Raw genomic sequence first — 22,653 nt, 5'->3', positions numbered from 1 at the left:
ACTGGAACAAAAGTGACCATGACCCTAGATGTTAAAAGCTTTGCGGCGCTGCCAAAATCAAAGCTGACTCAAAAGCCGGTTTTGCATTTTGCTCACGCCAATGGCATGCCAAGTGCAATTTATTTGGAGGCGGCATTTTTTGAGGTATTTGAGCCGTTTTTTACCATTGAGCGCATTGCGATGCTCGGCGCGACGCCTGATTATCCGGTGGACAACCACTGGAAAAGTCTCACTCAGCAGGTGACGGACAGCATTGAAAGTGCTTGCCAAAAGCACGGCGTGGATACGCTAGTGGTAGTTGGTCACTCGCTTGGGGCAATGTGCTCGCTACAATCGCTTTACCGCGCGCCCGATCGCGTTAGCCAAGCGGTACTTTTAGATCCGCCTTGGATTTATGGTCATAAAAGCTTTGTTTGGCATTTGGCAAAAACTGCCGATCGCTTGCCAATGATGAACCACCGCTTGATGGATAAACTCTCACCGTCTGGCATTTCAAAATACCGCCGTGATGTTTGGGACAGCCGCGAAGATGCTTATCAAAAGCTGCGCCAAAAAGCCTTTTTTAAAGACTTTACCGAAGCCAGTTTTCAAGGATATATTAATCATGGTCTTGAGGAGCGCGCGGATGGTAAAGTGACGCTTGCGATTCCAAAAGCCAGTGAAGTGGCAGTATTTCGTAGCAACCCGTCGTGGTATTGGCTCACGCCAAATAAAGCGCCAAAGCCGCCGGTCACCTTAATTATTGGTGAAGATAGCGTGTTTTATAAACAAAAATTTCCACAAAAAGTGAACGCAAGGCTTGGCATTCACTTTGAAACTCATCCGGGTGGTCATATGTTTCCGCTTGAGCATCCAAAATCGGTATCAAAGCGTGTTCTTGAGATTTTGGCAGCGCAAAGTAAAGCGTCTAATCAATCGCGCGCCAACTTGGAATCCGCTGAATGAGGCAAGCGCTATCAACGCCTAATGCCGCATTACCAAAGCCATTATTTTCAAGGCTTGGGGTTATTGGGCTGGTGATAGCTGCCCTTATTTTGTTTTTTGTCAGCCAAACGGCAAGCGTATTTTTGGCGGGAAAATGGTTACTTCCTAACAGTAACGCGCTACTTTGGGATGAGGTGCTGTTTTTAGGAAGTAGTGATGGCACGGTGGTGAGCGCTTCCATCATTTTTAGCGCGCTGATATTGACCTTGTTGATTTGGCTGATATTGCGGCTAAAAAAGCGCTCAATGCTCGATTATCTTGCCATCAAGTCTTTTAGCGCCAAAGTCGCGATTGCTATGATCGGTATTTTGTTGATATTTATGATTGGCAGCCAAGCGCTAACTTATGTGCTAGATAAAGTGCCGCTTGAGTTTGTTGATCCGCTGTTTGAATCGGTAAGCTCAGTTTGGTTATTGGTTGCCGTGATGGTGGTGGTTGCGCCCATTTATGAAGAGTTGGTGTTTCGTGGGCTGCTTTGGTCAGCGATCGCTGAGCAATTTGAGCCGCCGCGCGGTGTGGTGATTGCAAGTTTAATCACCAGCATCATTTTTGCGCTGATCCATTTGCAATATGGCATTTATGAGATGACTACCATTGTGATTTTAGCGCTGATATTTTGCTTAGCGCGAATCAAATCCGGATCGCTGCTACTGCCCATGCTCTTGCACATCATCAATAATGGCGCGGCAATGCTGCAATATTTGCAGCAATCAGGAACTTAACAAAATGCAGCGTAATTAAGCGTCCAGATTTAATGCCAAAACCTCACTTGCAGCTGTTTTAATATCATCAAGGGTTAATTGGGGTTTGCCGCTGAGCGCCTGACGCCACTTTCGAGCGCCAGTCAAGCCTTGAAACAGCCCTAAATAATGCCGTGCCATGGTTGCAAGCACTTCACCATCTGCCACTTTGGCTTCCAAATACGGATAAAGCTGAGCCAAAACTTCTGAGCGCTTTGGCACTGGATTGCCCCACAGCGTATTGGCTTCAGCTAACAAATACGGATTATGATAAAAGGCGCGACCGATCATCACGCCATCAACGTGAGCTAAGTGCGCTTTGATATCCGCAATACTTTCAATGCCGCCGTTGATTTCGATCATAAGCGTCGGAAATTCTTGCTTTAATCGATAAACCTCCTCGTAGCGCAGCGGCGGGATTTCGCGGTTTTGTTTTGGGCTTAAGCCTTGAAGCCAAGCGGTTCTGGCATGAACAATAAAATGCTTACATCCCGCGTCAGCAACTGTGGTCACAAAATCGCGCATAAAGTCATAGCTGTCAAAGTGATCAATGCCGATTCGGTGCTTGACAGTAATTGGAATATCAACCGCCGATTGCATATTTTTAACCAAAGCGGCAACCGTTTTGGGTTCTGCCATGAGGCAAGCGCCAATTTTGTTATGTTGAACGCGATCAGAGGGGCAGCCAACATTAATATTAACTTCGTCAAAGCCGCAGTCTTGAGCGATGATAGCGCAGTCGGTCATCTCAGTGCTGTCCGCGCCGCCAAGTTGCAATACGAGCGGATGCTCAGCGTCATCAAAGCGCAAATGCCGCGCTCGATTGCCCTTTAAAATAGCGCCGGTGCTGATCATTTCGGTATATAACACAACCTTTGGATTAAACAGCCGCGCAAAAAATCTAAAGTCTGCAGTGGTCCAGTCGATCATGGGTGCAATCGATAGGCGTTTTTGGGACATAACCATGACTAAATTACCTTAAATTTATAGCTCAAACATGATTTCAAATGAGGGTCAATACGCTATTTTAACCCTCAACGACCTCATTGATGCGCTTAAATTCTGGCAATTGATAAAAATACAAGCCCATGATGATGCCAATAGCACCAATAAATGTCATATAAAGCGCAGGCGCAAATCCTAAGATTAAAGCCGCGTAGCCCAAGCCAAAGGGCACCACAGCACCGACCACGCTATACATCACGTTGTAAGAAAAAGAAAGCCCTGTTAAGCGCACGTTGGTTGGAAACAATTGTACCAAAATTGCCGGAACCATCCCAACAATCCCAGAAAAAAAGCCGAGAAGGGCGTACATGATCAGCACATAATCCCCGCCTGCTTGCAGATGATAAAAAAAGGCAATGGTTTGGGCGATCAAAAGCGCGGAGCCAATCCCCAATATTTTACCAAAGTTTTGATAATTGGAAAGCAGACCATAAAACACGCAGCCAAACACCATAAACACAATGCCAAGGCTGTGCGAAAACCCAAACAAATCATTGTTAATCGTAAAGCTCAGCTCAATCAAATCCGGAAGCAGCAGTACCACCACCGTGGTAATACTTGAGATGATTAACGTGAGCATCATGGCAATAAAAATGGACTGACCGCAATGCTTAAACAATAGCGTTATCGGCTGCGGGGGTGATTTTTGCTTAGCTCTAACGAGCTCCTCAAAAAAAGGCGTTTCGTTGATAAAGCGCCAAGCAACCAGTGGTAAAAAGCTTAACACCGCTGCCACAACAAATGGCAGTCGCCAACCATTTGTCACCAGCTCTTCTGAGGTCATGGTGCTATTTAGCCAAGTAAAAAAGCCGTTGGAAAATAACACCCCAACAAAAAAGCTTGCCGTGACGTAACTACAGCCAATGGACAAATACTGCCGAGGCACATGCTCTGCCACAAAAGTCCAAGACAGCGGCACAAAAACGCCAAATGCCATGCCTTGAATCAGCCGCAAAATGATAAATAGCGCAGAAGCCGCAAAGCCCCATTGCGCAAAGGTGGGCAGACACGCCATTGCCAACATACTAAATGCCATGACCAGCATACTGATCAGCAATACCGGCTTGCGACCTTTGATATCGCCATAGCGCCCAAGAATCACGCCGCCAAGCGGTCGCGCCAAATAGCCGACCGCAAACAAGCTTAGCCCTTGTAATTTGGCAAATTTTGCATCCACCATGATCGGAAACAATGCCGCTGAAACGGTATCTGCCATATAAAGGTAAATTAAAAAATCAAAAAATGCCACGGCGCTGCTAAAGCAAACAAACAGTACCATATTTTTGTCTTTTGATGACATCAATGCATATTGAGATCGAGAAGGCATAATAAATCACACATCCAAAAAGCAAATAAGTGCCACATAAAAAGCATCGTTATAACACTGAGCAACGAATAAATTTATTTAACAAGTTATGAATTAAAGTTATGACTAAGTTTTTAGCTATTTTACTAATTACAGCAGCCAATCAATCGGCAGCCAAGACATCACCGTGAGCCAAATATGATCGATCACATCCACGCGCGGCTCGGCTTGATAAATGACCGATCGACCGCCCTCAACCGTGTGCCATTCTAAATGACCCTCTGGCGTCAAGCGCACCTCATAAGCTTGGTTGAGCAAATCATCGCTCAGCGCTTCATGAAGTTGGCGCGCCAAATCATCATCATTGATAATCACGCCCATTTCAGTATTGATGTTGGCTGATCGCGGATCGACATTATAAGAGCCAATAAAAACTTGATGGTCATCCACAGCAAAGGTCTTGGCATGAAGGCTCGTTGAGGACTGGCTTCTAGCTTTCCAAAGCTTATTTTCGCGCTTGTCTTCGCTTGCCGTTGATTTTAGCTCATAAATCTTAATCCCCGCTTTGAGCAATCGAGGTCGCCATTGGCTGTATCCTGAATGAACAGCGGTCACGTCGGTGGCGTCAAAGGAGTTGGTTAAAATTTTAATCTTAACGCCTTTATTGGCAAGCTGAATTAAGGTGGCAACACCATTTTTGGTGGGCACAAAATAGGACGAAATGATCGTCAGCTCTTTGCTTGGGCGACCAAGTAGCGTTCGCAATTGTTGAACCAAATTGGTTTCAACGGGCGCGCTTTTGGTCAGTTTTCCCACGTCATCGCTTAAAAACTGCATGTCCGTCCAGCGAAATGGCACTTGCTTATTGATCAAATCTTGATCAATAGAGGAGTCCTCAATCGCCGCTTTATAGACCTTTAAGCTGTTGCGACCGCTGTTTTTTTCATCCTCATCAAGCTTATCAAGTCCTGCCAAAAAATCCGTTGTGCTGTTAGGATCAGGTTTAGCCAGTGTTTCAATATCAAAGGAAATCGGCGCTGACCAGTAGCTATTAAAGCTGTTGTCAATATCGGTCACCACCTTGCCAATCAGCAGCACATCCAAATCGGCAAACTGGCTTTTTTGATCGTTACTTAAGTATTCATTGCCAATGTTACGACCGCCAATGATGGTGATTTGCCGATCAAAGGTCATGCTTTTATTGTGCATTCGCCGATTGATTCTGGGCAGTCCGGTCAGATAGTTCAGCGTTTGCAATTTTCGGTGCATGAGCGGATTGATGATACGAACGGCAACGTTGGGGTGCTTGGCAAACCGAAGCAATTGCTGATCGAACTGAGCATTATTGTTAAAATCGTCAAGTAACAGCCTGACGATCACGCCGCGCTCCGCGGCTTGCCATAAGTCTTTGAGTAACAGCTGACCTGATTGATCGTCATGCCAAATATAATATTGAACATCGATATTTTTTTTTGCCATTCCAGTCAAAATACTGCGAGCGGCAAAAGCATTGGCACCGGTGACGATCGGATGATAGCCGGACAAATCAGGATGGATATCGCGCTGCTCGCTGATTGCCGCCACCAAATTGTTATTGGCAGGAAGGCTTGTGGCATTTTTTTGTTGGATGCGCGGATTATTTTGGATCGGCTGCGCTTTTTGGTCTTGATAAAGCGTTGCCACTTTTGCGGTGAGCGCTTGGCTTTTGGGCAAATGCGGCTGGCTTGGCAATACCTGACAAGCGCTAAGACCAAACGCTAAGCTTAGCCAAAGGCTTTGGGCAAGGCGACTTAATAAGACAGAGCAGCTTGGCATAGCGCAGTGACCTTTTTAGGCAAAAATAATTTTAAACAAAAACAACGAAATGCTTCTATTAACACTGAGGGCTAATTTGAGCGTTTATACTTTAATTATTACGATGATCTCATCAATTTTTTGGAGTTGTCATCTCATCGCTGATGATAACTTGGCTCCAATTTTCCAAAAACTTAATAAATTCAGAAAAATCTGCCGACCCTGCTTCAACTTGATTGCTAGCAGCGCGCATAAAGCTGGCAACCGCTGCCATCACGGGTGCAGGAAGTTTGGCTTGTTGCTGCAAATCAGTGGCAATGCCGCAATCTTTTGCCATCAAATCAAGCGTAAACGTTTTTGGAAAGCTGCGATTGACAATGCGATCGGGGAAAGTGGCGCTCGAGGCAAAGCTTTGACCACTTGAATGATTGATGCAGGCAAGCGCGGCGCTTGGGTTGACGCCATGCGCTTTTAATACGCTCAGTCCTTCACCAAGCGCCCAGCTGTTGACCGCAAATAAGGTATTGTTAATCGCTTTAACCGCAAAGCCGCCACCACTTGCGCCGACGTGCTCGATACGACCGGCAAAGCAATCAATCGCCGGATAAGCAAAATCAAGCGCTGACTTGTCACCGCCGACCATGACGGTCAGCGTACCATTGATTGCGCCAATCGTTTGTCCTGATACGGGGGCGTCAATAAAATGACTGCCCAATTCTTGCAACGTGTTTGCCGCCGCGATAGCTGATTCAGGGACGCCACTGGTGCAATCGACCCAAACGCTGCCCTTTTTTAAATAGGGCTTGGCGCGCTCAATAAGCTCTGCGGTTTGCGCGCTCGTTGGGACACAAGAAAAAATCACATCAGCGCTCACCGCCGTTTCAAAATCGACCGCTTTTGAGCCAAACTCGCTTTCGTGCTGATTGGCTTTATCAAATTTGCGATTCCAGACCATCACTGAGTCAAAGGCTTTGACCAGATGCCCTGCCATAGGATATCCCATGGCACCAAGCCCTAAAAAGCTGACCGACGTTGGAGTTTGAGTAGCAGTTTGAGTGGTCATGACAATCCTTATCGACTATAAAAATAAGTAAACCTTGAGCAAATACGTTTTGGCGTTTAAAAATAGTAGCGATTTCATTTTGACAAATAAAAATAACCAAAAATAGCCACGATCGCCAGCGCCGCTAAGCTTAGCAGGACTTAAGACTTATGCCTATGATAAATACGTTACTTTTCTTAGCTTGCTAAGATAACCGTCTAAATTTATCAAGCTGAGCACTATTTTATGACCGTTTTGATTTAATAAGGAGACGGCAAAATTTTACGCATAAGACGATACGCAATAAGCCCTTGCGTGCTATGATAACCGCCACTATTTTTGATTTTCTTTTAAGCTGAAACGGACGTTTTATCCAAAATTTTTAGCGTGTTAACCCTTAATTTTGGAAATTAGCGGTCGGAATTACCACACAACAACTATCATTAGGGACGATTATTTTGACTTCGCAATTTGATGAGGCGCTAGACCTCAACTGGCAAGATGACGCTTTAGATTTAAGCTTAGATTATGGCATGCAAACCATTGCCGTTCGTGCAGGGCAGCACCGAACTGATGAGGGCGAGCACTCCGAGCCGATTTTTACCACCAGCTCGTACGTTTATCAGTCCGCAAGCGATGCTGCTGCTCATTTTGATGGCAAAAAGACTGGCAACGTTTACTCGCGCCACACCAACCCAAGCGTTCGCACCTTTGAGCGCCGATTAGCGGCTCTTGAAAACGGCGAGCGCGCAGTAGCCACAGCGTCTGGAATGGGCGCAATTTTAACCATGTGCTTGGCGTATTTGAAGGCAGGCGATCATTTATTGGCGGCAAATCAGCTGTTTGGCTCCTCTATCGGACTGTTTAATGGCTATATGGTCAAATTTGGCGTTGAAGTCAGCTATGTTGACTGCTTTGACAACGATGCTTGGGCAGCTGCGGTTAAGCCCAACACCAAAGTTATTTATTGCGAAAGTCCAAGCAACCCACTCGCGCAAATTTGCGATATTGGTTTTTTAAGCAAGCTTTGCCGTGACAATAATATATTATTGGTTGTGGACAATTGCTTTGCTACCCCTGCCATTCAGCGACCGCTTGATCTAGGCGCAGACATTGTCATTCATTCAGCGACCAAATATATCGACGGTCAAGGTCGCGTTTTGGGCGGAGCGCTCGTTGGTAGCGATAAGCTTATGCAAGAGGCGTTCACGGTCGTTCGCTCAGGCGGCATCAGCCTAAGCCCATTTAATGCTTGGGTCATGACCAAAGGGCTTGAGACGTTAAAGCTTCGCATGCGTGCCCACTGTGACAATGCCAATAAAGTGGCTGAATTTTTGGTGAATCATCCCAGTGTTAGCCACGTTCATTTTTCAGGATTGCCAAATCATCCGTCACATAAGCTTGCCGAAAAACAAAACCATATGGACAATGCCTTTGGTGCGATTTTAGGATTTGAAGTGAAGGCTACGGAGAATCTGGACGAAAAATCGGCGGCTTGGCAAGTCATTGACGCGACCAAAATGATTTCAATTACCAACAATTTAGGCGATGCTAAAACGACGATTACCCATCCGGCAACGACGACGCATTTTCGCTTAACGTCAGAAGCAAGGCTTGAAGCGGGCGTGGGCGATGGCTTGATTCGCTTATCGGTGGGCTTAGAGGACGCCGACGACATCATTAAAGATTTGGCGCGCGGTTTAGACAGATTGGCGTAAGCGCGTTATAATTGAGCGTTTTTAGTTATTTTATCATCTTTATTTTATACCCTTTATTTTATTAAAAAGAGAGCATTATGAACATTCAAGCATTGATGCAGCAAGCCCAAGCGATGCAAAAAAAGGTCGAAACTAACGTTGAGAGCGCGAAAAAATCGCTTGCCAACAAAGAAGTCCACGCCGAAGCCGGAAGCGGTTTGGTAAAAGTCACCATGACCGGTCGCCATGTGGTCAAGCGCATCAGCATTGACCCAAGCTTGCTTGAAGATGAGCCGGACATGATTGAAGATTTGATTGCTGCGGCGATCAATGACGCGGTACGCCAAGCTGATGAATTATATGAAGAAACAATGGCTAGCGCGACTTCTGGCATGGGATTGCCACCTGGAATGCAAGGGCTGTTTTAAGTCCATTTTGGTAGTCAAGCAAGCCAAGTTAGGGTTGTTATTGGCTTAATTTGCCCCCATTTTAAGGTGATAATGTCACTTTGAGCATTGTAAATCATCACTTTAATTAAGGATGCAAAATTGCTTACTGCCAAATTTGATGAGCTGGTAAAACAGCTGCGAGTGTTACCCGGTGTCGGTCAAAAAAGCGCCCAACGCATGGCGCTGTATTTATTGACCAAAAAGCGACCGCAAGGTATTGCGCTGGCTCACGCTTTAGATGACGCCATGCGCGGCATCAGTGAATGTCAGCGCTGCCATAGCTTAAGCGATGAGCCGATTTGTCCGCTTTGCCAAGACCCAAGGCGCGACGATGGTCAGCTTTGTGTGGTCGAAACTGCCGCTGATGTGATGGCAATTGAGCAAACGGCAAACTATCGCGGTCGCTATTTTGTACTTGGTGGTCATTTATCACCAATTGATGGTATCAGCGCGGACGATTTAAACATCGATCAGCTGGTTCGCTATGTCACTCAAGCACCGATTGATGAGCTGATTTTGGCAACGGGAACGACGGTTGAAGGTCAAACGACCGCGCATTTTATTAGCGAAGCGGTTGGTCGTCATGTCAAAAAGGTCACAAGACTTGCCCAAGGTGTGCCAATGGGCGGTGAGCTTGAGTATTTAGACAGCATGACCCTTGGTCAAGCGCTACAAAATCGTTCCTTTTTATAACTTTTTTATTTTTCCGCTTTGTTTTTCATATAACGCAGGACACTTTTCCGTGACCGATGATTTAGCCCACTCCCAAGCTGACCCAAGCGATACGCCATGTTTAGTTGAGCAAGCGATCGCGTTATCACCACAAGCCGCAGATATTGATGATTTGCTTGATTTGGCAGAAGAGACGCCGGTGATTTGGGTTCGTGAGCAGTATCAGCTTGCCGAGGTCATTGAAGATTTGGCAACTTGCGGTCGCGTCGCGCTCGATACGGAATTTATCAAGCGCGATACCTATTACCCAAGGCTTGCGCTCGTTCAGTTAAATACCGGTAAGGCGATTTATTTACTTGATGCGCCAAAGCTACCGCTTGCAGAGTTTTGGCAAGCGGTCAGTGAGGTCGATATTGCCATTTGGCATGCTTGTGGCGAAGATTTGGGGATTTTTTATTTATTGTCCGGTTGTCCGCCGCTGACCAATATTTTTGATACCCAAATTGCCTTGTCGTATTTGACCGGTCAGCTGCAAATGGGCTATCAGCAAGCGCTTGCCGATATTTTAGAGATGCATATTGATAAAGAGCACAGCCAATCGGACTGGCTGATACGACCGTTATCGGATGAGCAAGAGCAATATGCGATTGATGATGTTCGCTATTTGCCCGCGCTGTATTTGGTGATTGAGGCGCAGCTAAAATCAAGCGGACTTTATAATTACGTTTGGGAAGACTGCCAGCTTTATGCCGCTGAGCTTTATGATATTCAGCAGGTTGAAGATGATGAGATGTATTTAGGGCTTGCCGATTATCGCTATACTGGCGAGCAATTGGCGATGCTGAAAGCCTTAGCAGCTTGGCGAGAAGCACTTGCGCGAGCCACCAATCAGCCGCGAACCTTTGTGATTAAAAAACAAGCCGTCCGCGAAATCATCACCGAGCAGCCAAGCAATTTGCGTGAGCTTGCCCATAAAACAACCATGCACCGAAGCATGATTCGTTTATATGGTGAGGAGCTTTTAAGCGTCATTCAACAGGCTAAAAAATTGGCGCCTGACCATCAGCCGCCGCCAATTTTGGCGCCTTATCGCTCAAAAGATAAAGCGCTTGCCAATGCTGTTCAAGATGCCATCAAAAAGCAGGCGGCTTTGCTTGGGGTTCCAAACAATGTCTTAATGCGTAAAAAATGGCTCAATGAGCTTTATGAGGTGATCGCAACCGATCAGCCGATAGCCAATTTGCCAGAAGGCTTGAGCGGTTGGCGCCTTAATTGGGTAGTTGATACGTTAATTCCGATCATTAACACCCATAAAGACGAGCTAAAATTGGGAATGGGCGTGATTTAGCTCATGACTCATGCTTGAAATAGCCATGCTGTAAAAAATAGGCAGTTTGGCTAGCAACTGTTTTATCTAGCAGCATTCCGGTATGCGATACCGGAAGGATCAAGTGGTCAGCTGCGCCATCAAGGCGAGTTTCAAACAAATAAACTGTGCCATCATGAATGTTATTTTCTTCTGACCAGTCGCTATTGCCATGCTGTTTTTTTTGATGGTAATTTAAAATCACTTGTCCCAAGCCTTTGGGTTTGGTTCCGGCAATGACCCCTAAGCACAATTTTGTTGCATCAAAAGGGGTAACCGTGCCATCAAGCGCTTCTAAATACGATTTTCCAACCAAAGGCGGTGCCAATCGCCAAGCGTAATCGGCACAAATACTGCCCAAATGTGGTGATCCAAGCGTAACGGCGCGCCCAATTTGCCACTTAGGAAACCTTGCTGCAAAATCACGAATGATTAATCCGCCCAAGCTATGACCCACCAAATTAATCGGCTGATTTGGATCATGATTTTGTTTAAGCCAAGCGTTCAGCTCATTGCTATGGGTGGCAATATCATGCTTTAAGCTTCGATAGCCAAATTGATGGGTATAAAAGCCGTGCTGATTTAAACGTTTTGCCAGTGGGGTCATCACCCAAGCAAATTGGTGCAGCCCGTGGATTAAAATGACGCGGTGGTTGCTCATAACTGTCCTTTTTTAATATCAAGTTATTATAGCCCAAGCCAAATAACAATAAAAAATTGAGCCAAAAAAACCTTCAAGCCAAAGCTGACTTGAAGGCCGTGTAATCAACCAATAAGGAATTGAAACTTATATGTAATTTTCAATGCTTGGGCAAGAGCACATCAAGTTTTTGTCGCCATAAGCATCATCAACGCGAGCAACCGTTGGCCAAAACTTATGCGCGCGGATATAAGCCAGCGGGAAGGCCGCTTCATCGCGAGTATACGGATGCGACCAGTCCTCAGCGGTAATCATTGAGGCGGTATGCGGCGCGTTCACCAGTGGGTTGTCCTCAAGTGTCCAGCCATCATCGCCTGATTTCACTTTCATGGCTTCAGCTTTGATGGCTTTAAGCGCATCGATAAAGCGATCAAGCTCTTCTTTGGATTCAGATTCGGTCGGCTCAATCATCAGCGTTCCTGCAACGGGGAAGCTCATGGTCGGCGCGTGAAAGCCATAGTCCATCAAACGCTTGGCAATATCGCTTTCGCTGATACCAGTTTCATCTTTAAGCGGCCGAATATCAATGATACATTCGTGAGCGACTTTGCCGTTTTTGCCCGTATAAAGCACAGGGTAGTCATCTTTTAACTGATGGGCGATGTAGTTGGCGTTCAATAGCGCAACTTCGGTCGCTTTGAGCAAACCGTCGCGACCCATCATGGCGATATACATCCATGAAATCGGTAAGATACTCGCTGAACCATAAGGCGCTGCTGATACCGCTGAGAAATCCTTTGGCGCGTTAAATACCGGTGCGACCACATGGCTTGCTTTAAATGGTGCCAAATGCGACTTCATGCCGATAGGTCCCATGCCAGGACCGCCGCCGCCGTGTGGGATACAAAAGGTTTTATGAAGGTTCATGTGCAAAACGTCCGCGCCCACATCCGCAGGCTGCATGATAGCGACCTGAGCGTTCATGTTGGCGCCATCCATATACACCTGACCGCCATGCTCATGGATCAAATCACAAATTTTGCGGATGCCTTCTTCAAACACGCCGTGGGTTGAAGGGTAAGTGATCATGAGCGCGCCTAAATTTTTGCTGTGCTGCTCACATTTTGCGGTCAAATCTTCAATATCAACGTTACCGTTGTCGTCCGTATTGACCACGACTACTTGCATTCCCATCATCATTGCCGTGGCAGGGTTGGTGCCGTGAGCTGATCTTGGGATCAAGCAAATGTTGCGATCCGTTTCACCCAAAGACTCATGATAGCGGCGGATAGCAAGAAGCCCTGCGTACTCGCCCGATGCGCCTGAGTTTGGCTGCATTGAGATGTCATCAAAACCGGTGATGGCTTTTAATTGATCTTGTAAGCTATCGATCATGGCAATGTAGCCGCCCACTTGATCGCGCGGCGCAAACGGATGAACGTTGGCAAATTCAGACCACGTGATCGGTAGCATTTCGCTGGTTGCGTTCAGCTTCATCGTGCAGCTGCCAAGCGGGATCATGCTGCGGTTCATCGCCAAATCTTTATCTTCAAGCGACTTTAAGTAGCGCAGCATTTCGTGCTCGGTATGGTGCGAGTTAAAGACCGGATGAGTCAAAATATCATCGCTTCGTAAGTGATCAGCACTTAATGACACGCGAGCTTCAGTTGGCAAATCATGCGCTTTATTAACAAACAATTGCGTTAAAATATTAAAATCGGTGGCATCGCTGGTTTCGCTAAAGGCAACGCTGATTTTGCTGTCACCCACGCGCCATAAGTTATAGCCACTGTTGTCCGCATTTTCAAAAATTTGAGACGCCAGTTTTTCAGAACCGCAGTCCACCAAAACCGTATCAAAAAACTGATTGTGAACAACGCTTAGCTGATCATTGCTTTGATTGTTGATCACGTCGGCAAACGCAGTTGCCATCGCATGAATCCGCGTGGCAATGCGTTTGATGCCTTCAGGACCGTGATAAACCGCGTACATTCCTGCAAGGTTGGCAAGCAAGACTTGTGACGTACAAATATTGGAGTTAGCTTTTTCGCGGCGAATGTGCTGTTCGCGAGTTTGAAGTGCCATTCGTAGCGCAGTGTTGCCTTGGGCATCTTTAGATACGCCAATGATACGACCGGGCGCTGAGCGTTTGGCTTTATCTGAAAAGGTAAAGTAAGCGGCGTGAGGACCCCCAAAGCCCATTGGGATACCAAAGCGCTGGGTGCTACCAAGTGCCACATTCGCACCCATATCGGCAGGCGATTTGAGCAGTACCAAGCTCATGATATCACTTGCAACGCTGACATAGGTTTTATTTTTCTTAACGTCAGTGATGACGTCAGTTAAATCTTGAACGTCGCCTTCTTTACCAACGTATTGAAAAAGTGCGCCAAAATAATCGCCGGATTTTGCCGTTTCAAAATCGCCAACGACCACATCCCAACCAAAATATTTGGCACGGGTTTGGATCACATCAAGGGTTTGCGGATAAACGCGCTCATCGACAAAAAAGCTATTTGATTTGCTTTTACTGATACGCTTTGACATTGCCATGGCTTCAGCGGCGGCGGTTGCTTCATCAAGTAAAGAAGCGCCTGCCATCTCAAGACCGGTCAAATCAATACAAACTTGCTGAAAGTTTAACAGAGCTTCTAATCTGCCTTGAGAAATCTCAGCTTGATAAGGCGTGTAAGCGGTGTACCAGCCCGGATTTTCAAGGACATTGCGCTGAATGACCGCAGGCATACGAACTGGCGCGTAGCCTTGACCGATATAACTTTTGTTAACCGTGATGTCATCTGCCATCGCTCGCAATTTGGCAAGCGCGGCATGCTCGCTCATGGCAAGCGGCAAGTCAAGCGCTTTATGAAGGCGAACTGGCTCAGGAACCGTGTCATTGATAAAGCTTGCCATGTCGTCATAACCGATGGCTTTTAGCATCACGGCTTGTTTGTCATCGTCTGATCCTAAGTGACGATAAACAAATTCAGTTTCGTTAAATAAGCCTTTAAATGAGTCAAAGGCAGCATGTTTTGCAGTAGTCATAAAAATCCTTGTTGCAAGAAAACTAAAAACGAACTATAAAATGAAATCAAGGTTGCAAATAAAAAGGCTGAGGGTTAAACGTAGTAAACAAATTGCCGCGACGTGATACGAAATTGATCATGATAAACGCCATTGTCCGCGCGCTCGCCTGCGGCAATCATCATAACAATATGGTGATCTTCGCCCAAATTTAGCAGATCTTTCATCGCAGGCTCATCAAAGCCGCCCATAGCGCAGCTGTCAAAACCGTACGCACGAAGTGCTAGCATCAAGTTTTGGGCGGCAAGTGCCGTATTGTTGGTTGCCCAATTTTTGACGTCATCAAAGGTATAATAAGGCGATTTTATCGGACCTTTAAAGCGGCGGATGGCTTGAGTAGCGCCCCATTTGGCAGCCGTCATCACATTCATAGGTCCTCGTAAAAATTCCAAAGGCACCACTTTGTTATAGTAGTCTTTGACTTTTTTGGGAACGGGTTGAATAGGGAATTCGCGGAGCAGCTGTTTGGCGTTGTCATGCCAAGTGTCAGTTCTTGCCACCACAGCAATCAGCCGAGCTGCCGATTTTGCTGCGTTTTGATTCATGCAATTGCGAATGGCAGCTTGTTTTTTATCAACGCTATCAATCACATAAAATTCCCAAGGCTGCAAATTGCTTGAGTTTGGTGCAAGCATCGCAAGGCGCAGGCAATCATTAATAACCGCATCAGGGATTGGCGTATCGGTAAAGCGGCGAACCGAACGTCTTGACTCAACCACATTACAAAAGGCGGCAAGTTGCAACGCGGCTTGAGGGGCGTCTGAGGGTAAAACTGGTTGAGATTTGGCTTGGTGGTCATCCGGTGAGCCATTTTTTGATAAGCTTGAGCGTTCAAGATTATCAGGTCGCATAAGTCACTCCGGCGCAAAAGGGTAGTGGAATAAAGCAGTTTAGCGTTACTGTCAATGACAAGCTAAATTGCAAAATACTGCGATAGAATAGTTTACAGCTGCCAAAGCAGTTATCTTTGGCAGCTGCGACTTATAGGATAATAAATTTAAGCAACGCTTAAAGCTCGTTTTGATACTCATCAGCGCTCATGAGGGCTTCAAAATCTGCCATGTTTTCAGGCTTCATTTTAAAGAACCAGCCATCGCCATAGGGGTCTGAGTTGATGATTTCAGGATCATCTTCCAAGCTTTCATTGATCGCAATGACTTCACCGCTGATAGGGGCAAAAACATCAGAAGCGGCTTTTACTGACTCAACAACCGCAATTTCTTCATCAACGCTGATATTATCGCCAACATCTGGCAAATCAACAAAAACCACATCGCCAAGTAAGTCTTGAGCGTGGTCGGTGATACCAACGGTGATGGTGCCGTCGTCTTCTAATCGTAACCACTCATGGCTTGCAACATATTTAAGATCGGCTGGGATATTGCTCATGGGGTGCTCCTTTAAGGATGGTATAGTAAAACGTTAACTCAAAAATTTAGTCAAACTGCTGCTTGCCGTTACGAACAAAGGGCAAATCAAGAACGCGGACATCAACAAATTTGCCTTTACCGCGAAGATCGATTTGAACATGATCGTCTTTGGTCACATTGGCAGGAACGCGAGCAATGGCGATAGAGTTTTTTAAGCTTGGCGAGAAGGTTCCGCTGGTGATAATACCCGTTTGCTCATGATCTGTGCCTTGATTGATGGTCACCGTCATGCCTTCACGAAGTACGCCGCGCGTGGTAAGTAGCAGCCCCACTTGCTTCATAGCCGTGTTGTTTTCTTGGGCAGCTTTTTGACTATTGACCAGTGCTTCACGACCTACAAAATCACGATCATCTTTTAGCGCCAGCGTCCAGCCCATGTTGCACTCATAAGGGCTGATATTGTCATCCATATCATGACCATAAAGGTTCATGCCAGCTTCCATTCGTAGCGTATCGCGAGCGCCAAGCCCAGCAGGCTTAATGCCATTTTGTTTTAATAGCTCAAAAAATGCGGGGGCTTGGTCGTCAGGTAAAATGACTTCAACGCCATCTTCACCCGTATAGCCTGTTTTGGCAACAAACCAATTTTCGCCTTCAATCGTATCAAGAGCAGCGCCAACAAAAGGCTTTAATCCTGATAAGGTGTCTTGCCAAGAAGGTTTAGCTTGCGTTAATTTTTCAATCGCTTGAGGACCTTGAACGGCAATCATCGCCAAATCTAAGCGCTCATTGAGAGTCACATCAAAATCTTTGGCAACTTTTTCAAACTGCGCCATGTCTTTATCGCGGGTAGCGGCATTTGAGACGATGCGATAAGCGGTTTCATCTTCATTGGACAAATATACGATCAAGTCATCGATGATGCCGCCATTGTCGTTTAGCATGGGAGAATATAACGCTTTGCCAACGGTTTTGAGCTTATTCACATCGTTTGCCAAAAGCTTTTGTAGCCAAGCTTTGCTGTCTTTGCCAGTGACATCGACCACCACCATGTGTGACACATCAAACATGCCTGCATCGGTGCGAACCGCTTCGTGTTCATCAATCTGCGAGCCGTAATGGATAGGCAGCTCCCAGCCGGAAAAGTCAACCATTTTGCCGCTGCTGTCGACGTGTGACTGATAAAGCGGGGTACGCTTTGGGGTGTTCGCTGATTCCGTCATAACAAATCCTTGAATAAATCACGATTTTTTATCAAAATAATCGCGTTAACATTACAAGACGCCCCGTAAAAAAGCAACCGGAACGCGAAAAGGTGGCACAATACAAAGCCTTACCAAACTATCGCTTTGAGTTTGGCAATTGCCCTATCTGTCCTGTGACCTGAGATTTTCAATAGGCACATCGTGCCGTATTTTTTCCCCTTCGGTGGGTAAAAGCTGTTTTACCACTCTCCAGATTTGTTATGCCAATATGCTATGGCAACTGTTTTTCAGTCCTGAAACCTGAGCGATTGCTAGGGTAATTGCGCCTTCGGTGGTTTTATCGCGTGAATTTTTGCTTAGTTTCACCGCGGATAAAACGCTCTCCTGAAAAACGCTTTTATTATGAAACGTTCCTGAGCGTTTTACAAGCTGTCCGTCAGATTAATGCCAATAATTTGTGGATTTTTACTCAAAGCTTAAGGTCAAATTTTTTAATTCCAACTTGAAATTGTGCTAGGCTTAAGCTCACTGTGGACTTAATTTTAAATTAGGAAGCTTTATGCATTGTGATGTTTATAAATTTGCGCGCCATGACGACATGTACGTTTATATTGCGCGCCCCAACTATCCTAATGATGTTGATGAGATCACCGATTGGCTTTCTGTGTTGCCCAAAGACTTGCGGCAGACGTTAGGCACTGCCAAATTTGTCATGCACCTTGATTTGGCAACGACGCCAAAGCTTGCTCGGGTGGATAAGGCGGAGGTGATTGAAAAGCTTGAATCTCAAGGCTACTTTGTTCAGTTGCCACCGCCTGATGTTTTGCGCCGGCAAGCGGAGCTGCGCGCTCGGGCAGCGCAAGATAAAAAATACGATTAAGATGCTGTTTTTTTAACCATTGGGTTATAAGGTCTTGATAAAAAGCGCATTGCTAAAAGCTAAGATCAGTGAATCAAGATGCAATTTGCGCAAAAGTCGTGATAAACTAGCGGCTTACCATCGGCGTCTTGCCAAAAAGCGCGCCTTGCAACGGATAACAGTAGGTAGCTAAACGAGCATGGATTGGTTAAAAAGTATTTTACAAAGCTTGCCACTTGACGCCATCAGCGACATTTTAGGTGAAATTGTCATTTGGTGGAGCCAGATGGTCAAAGGCGTTCCGCCTGATGATTTGCCCATGTATGCTTATCTTGGTGGCGCCATTATTGTTTTGGCGCTTTGGGTGTTGGTCGCACGGATCATGCCAAAGCCTTTGGGCGGCATGACTTGGATGATGTTGTTTGCTGTGCTGCTTGCGCCTGGATCAGCGCTGGGAGATCCAAGCGTGATCGCTCCTGCCAGTATCAGCGTTGTTTATGCCATCATGATGAAAGATACAGCGCTGGCAATTAACAGCGCCATGCCGATTTTGGTGGTGCTGGTCGTTGGGATGTTTATAGGATTTGTTTGGCAATTGGTTCGCGGCGCGTTTGAATCCAGCCTTGATAAAGCCCGAATTCGTAGCCGCGAAGACACCAAAGCCAACTTGCAGCTGGCAGGTGGCAATTATTTGGTAAAAAAAATGGCTGAGCCAACCGATGCCATCGTTACGAAAACGCCTATCCAAAAAGAAGCTGCTAACGGTCAAGATGAAGCTAAGCTTTCAGAATCGCAAACGGTTAACTTGGTCAAAACTCGTAAAGATACCGCGATTACCGAAGCCGCTAACGCAGAAAAAGATTTAAAAGACAACTGATTGCTTAATTATATCGCAAAGTTTGATCAAAAATTTGATCAAAGAATGGCGTCTCATATTGGAATATGAACTTGGCTTAAATGATGTCAAAACGTAAGTCGATATTTTAAGATCACCTAAGCGATCTTTTTATTTGGCGGCAAGTTATCTCATTTTTAAAACGAAGTTAAACCCTAAAGAAGGCAGTCATTAATAGTACCTTCTTTAGGGTTATTTTTTAGCCTTTTATCTCGTTAATAAGCCATCATAAAAAATCAGCCGTACTAGTACGGCTGATTGGATAAAACTAATCGGTTACGATTGTAGCTTTTAAAAAGGATGGCTTAGTAAACGGGGCGGTTCCAAGCATCACGGATTGCAGGACGGGCATCTTCCCAAGCCAATCGTGAATCGCCGCGATGGGTATTCCAATCATTAGCAAGGCTGCTTTCGATCACTTCAAATGGCTGATCGCGACCATAGCGTTTGCGCTGCTCATAGCCATAAGAGTAGGCACGGCGATAGTCGGTATCATAGTCGTATTGTGAATTGTAATAATTGGTCGTGTTGTACTGCGAGCGCCAGTAGTTGTCTTCATCGGCATTGCCTTCAAAGGCGTTAGCTGCAGCGTTACCTGCACTTGCGCCAACAACTGCACCAATAGCACCGCCTGCTAGCGAACCAATAGGACCACCTGCGGCACCAATAGCAGCGCCAGCAGCAGCACCACCGACCATTCCTGTACCACTAGCTACTGGGTTAGATTCTTTTTGCGTCTCATTAGGATCAGTTGGGTTCACTGCTTCGCCAACTTCTTGACCACCAGCGCCACCGACCGCTGCACCAGCTAAGCCACCAACTACCGTTCCAATTGGACCTGCAACTGAGCCAACTGCTGCTCCTGCTGCTGCGCCACCGAGAGCGCCAGCGCCACTTGCCATTGGGTGAGGTTTTTCATGAGCTTCTTGGATATCCGTTGGGTTGACGATTTCACCAGCTTCATGACCAACTTTACTTCCTGCCATCGCACCTACTGCACCACCAACAAGCGTTCCAACAGGACCTGCAACCGAGCCAACGGCTGCGCCTGCTGCGGCACCACCTAATGCGCCAGTTCCCGTTGCTACAGGATGCGGCTTATCTTCATCATTATAAGCGGTTCCTGCAACGTGCTGACGAGCGATCGTTTCTTGAGGATAAGGGCGCGGCTCATAAGGCTGACCGGTCATTCGAGCATTGGTTTTGTCCCAACCATCACGAACCATATCACGAGCTTGAAGCCAAGTCATTCGTGAGTCACCTTTGACTTCATTCCATTTGCGCTCAAGATCTGACTCAGCATCTTCAAAGCGAGTTTCCGCTGGATAATGAACGCGTGACGCATAGCCTACGGCATAGGCTGGATGATAATCGGTTTCGTAGTTGTAGTCGGCGTTATAATAAGGTCTTGTGGTGTGCGTTTCTTGCCAGTAGTCGTATTCAACCGTTGGGTCTAGCATCTCGCCTGCAGAGCTGCCAGCCACGCCGCCAACTACCGCGCCAATGGCGCCACCAATAAGCATACCAAGAGGACCGCCAACCGCGCCAATCATTGCGCCAGCTGCCGCGCCACCTGTACCGCCAATTGCTGTGCCAATAGGATGTGATCCTGGCTCACCAGTGATTAAATCTGCATTGTCGTTGCCATGAATGTGATTGTTTTCCATAATGTCTATCCTTTTTCCTGCAAAATTATCATTATTTTATTATTGCTTTGTTGATCAGCTGCCGTTATTAAATAATGGCTTTTAAATCAAAGCTAAATCGCAGTTATGATTTTAGCAAGGTTCAATATAGCAGTATCTTTTCCAAAATTTGTGGCAAGTCGCGATAACATCCACAGCATTTGAGTAAATGAGGTTACTTGATTGCGCCATATTGTTAACCAAATCCTCTAGTAAAGTTAACAAAAATCTGCTTAAGATAATTTATTGTGAATAATCAAAGGGATAATAAGAAAAACTAGATCATTTAAACGATTCTTATTAAAAATAATTTCAATAAAATTTAAGGCAAATTAAGATTAAATTAATCTATTTAAAATCCGATTTGGTTGACGCTTATCCAAAACCTGAGACTAATCATCGACTTTGTAAGCAATTATTGTTACCCTAACGGCAATCGTTAAATGGATGTGACCTAAGCGTTAAGCGATCACAGCGTGAACTCCCAAATTGTGACCTGAGATATTTATGATGACCAAACCTTCTTATCTTTATCTTACTTTATTGCCGATTTTATTTTTAGCAGGATGTGCCAGTCAGCAGCAAAGTCAAGTCCCATCAAAGCCTGTTCGAAATGTCAACGTTCAAATCACCGAAAATCAAACCATCCAAAAGCCAAAACCTGTGGTGGTCAAACCTGTCACGCCCAAGCCTGAACCAAAAACGTATTATTCAAGCTTTGAGGATTGGAAAGCTGATTTTAGTCGCCGCGCTATTGCTTCTGGACAAAATCCGTCGGACGTTCAGCGGTTATTAGCCTCGGCTTATTTAAATCAGCAAGTGATTTCTTTGGATTCAGGTCAGCCTGAATTTTCTAAAATGCCTTGGGACTATGCCGACTCTGCCGCCTCTGATGGCAGAGTCAGTACGGGTCGGCGCAAATTTGCCGAGCAAAGCTCATATTTATCAAGCCTTGAGTCGCAGTATGGCGTCAACGCCGAAATCGTCGCGGCAATTTGGGGAATGGAGTCATCCTTTGGCGCGGTGACAGGAAGCAGCTATTTGCCAAGCGCTTTGGCAAGCCTTGCTTATGATGGTCGTCGCCGTGAGTTTGCTGAAGCTCAGCTGTTGGCATTGATGACGCTTCTTCAGCGCGGCGATGTGCCGTGGTCGCAGCTTGATGGCTCTTGGGCAGGTGGCATGGGTCAAACGCAATTTATCCCTGAAACGTGGTTAAAGCAAGGCGTTGATGGCGACAATAATGGTCATAAAAATCCATGGTCAACTGCCGATGCGTTAGCCTCTACCGCCAACTATTTGAGCAATTCTGGCTGGGTTCGCGGATTGGCACCATTTTATGAAGTCAGGTTGCCAGCAAGCTTTGATTATTCAACTGTGGGAAGCAAGCTTCCTGCCACGCGTTGGGCAGCGCTTGGCGTTGATACCATCGATGATGTATTTTTAGATGCCAATACCCAAATGGAGCTTTGGCTTCCGGCAGGAAAAGAAGGTCCTGCGTTACTGTTAAGCCCGAATTTTGATGTGATTAAAGTCTATAACAACTCGTCAAACTATGCGCTTGGGGTCAGCCTGCTTGGTCGTGCCATCGCTCGTCAGCCCGGTCTGCGCCAATCATGGCCGCGTCATGAGCGACCATTGTCGACCACGCAAGTCACTCAGCTACAAAATCGCTTGACCCAAGCAGGGTTTGATACCAAAGGTGCGGATGGCATCATCGGTACCAACACCAAAAAAGCCTTTCAGCGCTGGCAATCGGCAAACGGTCAAATTCCTGATGGCTTCATCACTCAGCGCAGTGCAGGAGCATTGACCTCGTGGTGAGCCGCTTGGCAGCAACCATTTTTTAGCAGCCCTTTTTGG

At 46.2% G+C, this 22,653-nt stretch carries 18 protein-coding genes, 2 pseudogenes and 2 riboswitches; of the genes and pseudogenes, 9 read left to right on the top strand and 11 right to left on the bottom strand.

What is annotated here, in order from left to right; all coding sequences use genetic code 11:
• The first annotated feature begins 18 nt into the window (after positions 1-18).
• Both HF322_RS07935 and HF322_RS07930 read left to right on the top strand, forming a co-directional pair.
• Complete coding sequence (locus HF322_RS07935; RefSeq protein WP_169393060.1) at positions 19-945, top strand: alpha/beta fold hydrolase; 927 nt, start codon at positions 19-21, stop codon at positions 943-945.
• Positions 942-1,706 (top strand): CPBP family intramembrane glutamic endopeptidase, encoded by a 765-nt coding sequence (locus HF322_RS07930; RefSeq protein ID WP_169392874.1) that lies wholly within the window; start codon positions 942-944, stop codon positions 1,704-1,706. Before HF322_RS07935 ends, HF322_RS07930 begins: the two co-directional genes overlap by 4 nt.
• A 15-nt stretch (positions 1,707-1,721) precedes the next feature.
• Here the strand turns inward: HF322_RS07930 and dusA are convergent, their stop codons facing one another.
• From dusA to HF322_RS07910, 4 genes are all read right to left on the bottom strand, one after another.
• Positions 1,722-2,684 (bottom strand): tRNA dihydrouridine(20/20a) synthase DusA, encoded by a 963-nt coding sequence (gene dusA, locus HF322_RS07925; protein WP_169393059.1) that lies wholly within the window; start codon positions 2,682-2,684, stop codon positions 1,722-1,724.
• 67 nt (positions 2,685-2,751) lie between these two features.
• Positions 2,752-4,056: an MFS transporter gene (locus tag HF322_RS07920; RefSeq protein ID WP_169392873.1), complete on the bottom strand. Its 1,305-nt coding sequence runs from the start codon at positions 4,054-4,056 to the stop codon at positions 2,752-2,754.
• 129 nt (positions 4,057-4,185) lie between these two features.
• Positions 4,186-5,850 carry a phospholipase D family protein gene (locus HF322_RS07915; protein WP_169392872.1) on the bottom strand — a complete coding sequence of 555 codons (1,665 nt, stop codon included), beginning with the start codon at positions 5,848-5,850 and terminating at the stop codon, positions 4,186-4,188.
• A 112-nt stretch (positions 5,851-5,962) separates the two neighbouring features.
• Positions 5,963-6,892 carry an NAD(P)-dependent oxidoreductase gene (locus tag HF322_RS07910; RefSeq protein ID WP_169392871.1) on the bottom strand — a complete coding sequence of 310 codons (930 nt, stop codon included), beginning with the start codon at positions 6,890-6,892 and terminating at the stop codon, positions 5,963-5,965.
• Between the two features lie 512 nt (positions 6,893-7,404).
• Here HF322_RS07910 and HF322_RS07905 point away from each other — a divergent pair.
• The 4 genes from HF322_RS07905 (at position 7,405) to HF322_RS07890 (ending at position 11,037) form a co-directional block, all read left to right on the top strand.
• Positions 7,405-8,589, top strand: coding sequence for an O-succinylhomoserine sulfhydrylase (locus tag HF322_RS07905; protein ID WP_169393058.1), 1,185 nt, complete (start codon positions 7,405-7,407; stop codon positions 8,587-8,589).
• Positions 8,590-8,666: 77 nt separating this feature from the next.
• Positions 8,667-8,996, top strand: coding sequence for a YbaB/EbfC family nucleoid-associated protein (locus tag HF322_RS07900; RefSeq protein ID WP_169392870.1), 330 nt, complete (start codon positions 8,667-8,669; stop codon positions 8,994-8,996).
• A gap of 120 nt (positions 8,997-9,116) precedes the next feature.
• Positions 9,117-9,710 (top strand): recombination mediator RecR, encoded by a 594-nt coding sequence (gene recR, locus HF322_RS07895; RefSeq protein ID WP_169392869.1) that lies wholly within the window; start codon positions 9,117-9,119, stop codon positions 9,708-9,710.
• 49 nt (positions 9,711-9,759) lie between these two features.
• The gene (locus HF322_RS07890; protein WP_169392868.1) at positions 9,760-11,037 is read left to right on the top strand and encodes an HRDC domain-containing protein; all 1,278 of its coding nucleotides are present in this window, start codon (positions 9,760-9,762) and stop codon (positions 11,035-11,037) included.
• A gap of 1 nt (position 11,038) precedes the next feature.
• Here the strand turns inward: HF322_RS07890 and HF322_RS07885 are convergent, their stop codons facing one another.
• The 5 genes from HF322_RS07885 to gcvT all read right to left on the bottom strand — a co-directional run bounded on the left by HF322_RS07885 (position 11,039) and on the right by gcvT (position 17,372).
• A complete protein-coding gene (locus tag HF322_RS07885) occupies positions 11,039-11,716 on the bottom strand; it encodes a triacylglycerol lipase (protein ID WP_169392867.1) in 678 nt (225 codons plus the stop codon).
• A 126-nt stretch (positions 11,717-11,842) separates the two neighbouring features.
• Positions 11,843-14,740 carry an aminomethyl-transferring glycine dehydrogenase gene (gene gcvP, locus HF322_RS07880; RefSeq protein WP_169392866.1) on the bottom strand — a complete coding sequence of 966 codons (2,898 nt, stop codon included), beginning with the start codon at positions 14,738-14,740 and terminating at the stop codon, positions 11,843-11,845.
• Between the two features lie 74 nt (positions 14,741-14,814).
• On the bottom strand, positions 14,815-15,630 hold the full coding sequence (locus tag HF322_RS07875; RefSeq protein ID WP_169392865.1) for a nitroreductase family protein: 816 nt from the start codon (positions 15,628-15,630) through the stop codon (positions 14,815-14,817).
• 157 nt (positions 15,631-15,787) lie between these two features.
• The gene (gcvH, locus tag HF322_RS07870) at positions 15,788-16,168 is read right to left on the bottom strand and encodes a glycine cleavage system protein GcvH (RefSeq protein WP_169392864.1); all 381 of its coding nucleotides are present in this window, start codon (positions 16,166-16,168) and stop codon (positions 15,788-15,790) included.
• Between the two features lie 46 nt (positions 16,169-16,214).
• A complete protein-coding gene (gene gcvT, locus HF322_RS07865) occupies positions 16,215-17,372 on the bottom strand; it encodes a glycine cleavage system aminomethyltransferase GcvT (RefSeq protein WP_169392863.1) in 1,158 nt (385 codons plus the stop codon).
• Between the two features lie 138 nt (positions 17,373-17,510).
• A riboswitch (glycine riboswitch) is annotated at positions 17,511-17,617 on the bottom strand.
• A 15-nt stretch (positions 17,618-17,632) separates the two neighbouring features.
• Positions 17,633-17,751: riboswitch (glycine riboswitch) on the bottom strand.
• 162 nt (positions 17,752-17,913) lie between these two features.
• Between gcvT and HF322_RS07860 the strand changes: the two genes are divergently transcribed.
• Positions 17,914-18,234: a YcgL domain-containing protein gene (locus HF322_RS07860; RefSeq protein ID WP_169392862.1), complete on the top strand. Its 321-nt coding sequence runs from the start codon at positions 17,914-17,916 to the stop codon at positions 18,232-18,234.
• A gap of 178 nt (positions 18,235-18,412) precedes the next feature.
• The gene (locus HF322_RS07855) at positions 18,413-19,090 is read left to right on the top strand and encodes a hypothetical protein (protein WP_223193237.1); all 678 of its coding nucleotides are present in this window, start codon (positions 18,413-18,415) and stop codon (positions 19,088-19,090) included.
• A 935-nt stretch (positions 19,091-20,025) separates the two neighbouring features.
• Here HF322_RS07855 and HF322_RS11685 read toward each other — a convergent pair.
• A pseudogene (locus HF322_RS11685) lies at positions 20,026-20,214 on the bottom strand (glycine zipper domain-containing protein); the annotation flags it as partial.
• Positions 20,215-20,304: 90 nt separating this feature from the next.
• Positions 20,305-20,775 (bottom strand): annotated as a pseudogene (locus tag HF322_RS11680) (hypothetical protein); the annotation flags it as partial.
• A gap of 528 nt (positions 20,776-21,303) precedes the next feature.
• On the opposite strand from HF322_RS11680, the gene HF322_RS07845 reads away from it, so the two are divergent.
• Entirely contained in the window at positions 21,304-22,614 is a 1,311-nt protein-coding gene (locus HF322_RS07845) for a lytic murein transglycosylase (RefSeq protein ID WP_375138534.1), read from the top strand.
• The last annotated feature ends 39 nt before the right edge of the window (positions 22,615-22,653 follow it).

The sequence above is a fragment of the Psychrobacter sp. MF31 genome (assembly GCF_012847335.1).
Lineage (GTDB): Bacteria > Pseudomonadota > Gammaproteobacteria > Pseudomonadales > Moraxellaceae > Psychrobacter.
This window is presented reverse-complemented; position numbering and strand designations above follow the sequence as displayed.

Excerpts from the sequence above, each read along its gene's own strand:
- gcvP (WP_169392866.1), bottom strand. The coding sequence starts at position 14,740 with ATGACTACTGCAAAACATGCTGCCTTTGACTCATTTAAAGGCTTATTT.
- HF322_RS07920 (WP_169392873.1), bottom strand. The coding sequence starts at position 4,056 with ATGCCTTCTCGATCTCAATATGCATTGATGTCATCAAAAGACAAAAAT.
- HF322_RS07845 (WP_375138534.1), top strand. The coding sequence starts at position 21,304 with ATGACCAAACCTTCTTATCTTTATCTTACTTTATTGCCGATTTTATTT.
- HF322_RS07905 (WP_169393058.1), top strand. The coding sequence starts at position 7,405 with ATGCAAACCATTGCCGTTCGTGCAGGGCAGCACCGAACTGATGAGGGC.
- dusA (WP_169393059.1), bottom strand. The coding sequence starts at position 2,684 with ATGTCCCAAAAACGCCTATCGATTGCACCCATGATCGACTGGACCACT.
- gcvT (WP_169392863.1), bottom strand. The coding sequence starts at position 17,372 with ATGACGGAATCAGCGAACACCCCAAAGCGTACCCCGCTTTATCAGTCA.
- HF322_RS07875 (WP_169392865.1), bottom strand. The coding sequence starts at position 15,630 with ATGCGACCTGATAATCTTGAACGCTCAAGCTTATCAAAAAATGGCTCA.
- HF322_RS07910 (WP_169392871.1), bottom strand. The coding sequence starts at position 6,892 with ATGACCACTCAAACTGCTACTCAAACTCCAACGTCGGTCAGCTTTTTA.
- gcvH (WP_169392864.1), bottom strand. The coding sequence starts at position 16,168 with ATGAGCAATATCCCAGCCGATCTTAAATATGTTGCAAGCCATGAGTGG.
- HF322_RS07930 (WP_169392874.1), top strand. The coding sequence starts at position 942 with ATGAGGCAAGCGCTATCAACGCCTAATGCCGCATTACCAAAGCCATTA.
- HF322_RS07935 (WP_169393060.1), top strand. The coding sequence starts at position 19 with ATGACCCTAGATGTTAAAAGCTTTGCGGCGCTGCCAAAATCAAAGCTG.
- HF322_RS07855 (WP_223193237.1), top strand. The coding sequence starts at position 18,413 with ATGGATTGGTTAAAAAGTATTTTACAAAGCTTGCCACTTGACGCCATC.
- HF322_RS07915 (WP_169392872.1), bottom strand. The coding sequence starts at position 5,850 with ATGCCAAGCTGCTCTGTCTTATTAAGTCGCCTTGCCCAAAGCCTTTGG.
- HF322_RS07885 (WP_169392867.1), bottom strand. The coding sequence starts at position 11,716 with ATGAGCAACCACCGCGTCATTTTAATCCACGGGCTGCACCAATTTGCT.
- HF322_RS07900 (WP_169392870.1), top strand. The coding sequence starts at position 8,667 with ATGAACATTCAAGCATTGATGCAGCAAGCCCAAGCGATGCAAAAAAAG.
- HF322_RS07860 (WP_169392862.1), top strand. The coding sequence starts at position 17,914 with ATGCATTGTGATGTTTATAAATTTGCGCGCCATGACGACATGTACGTT.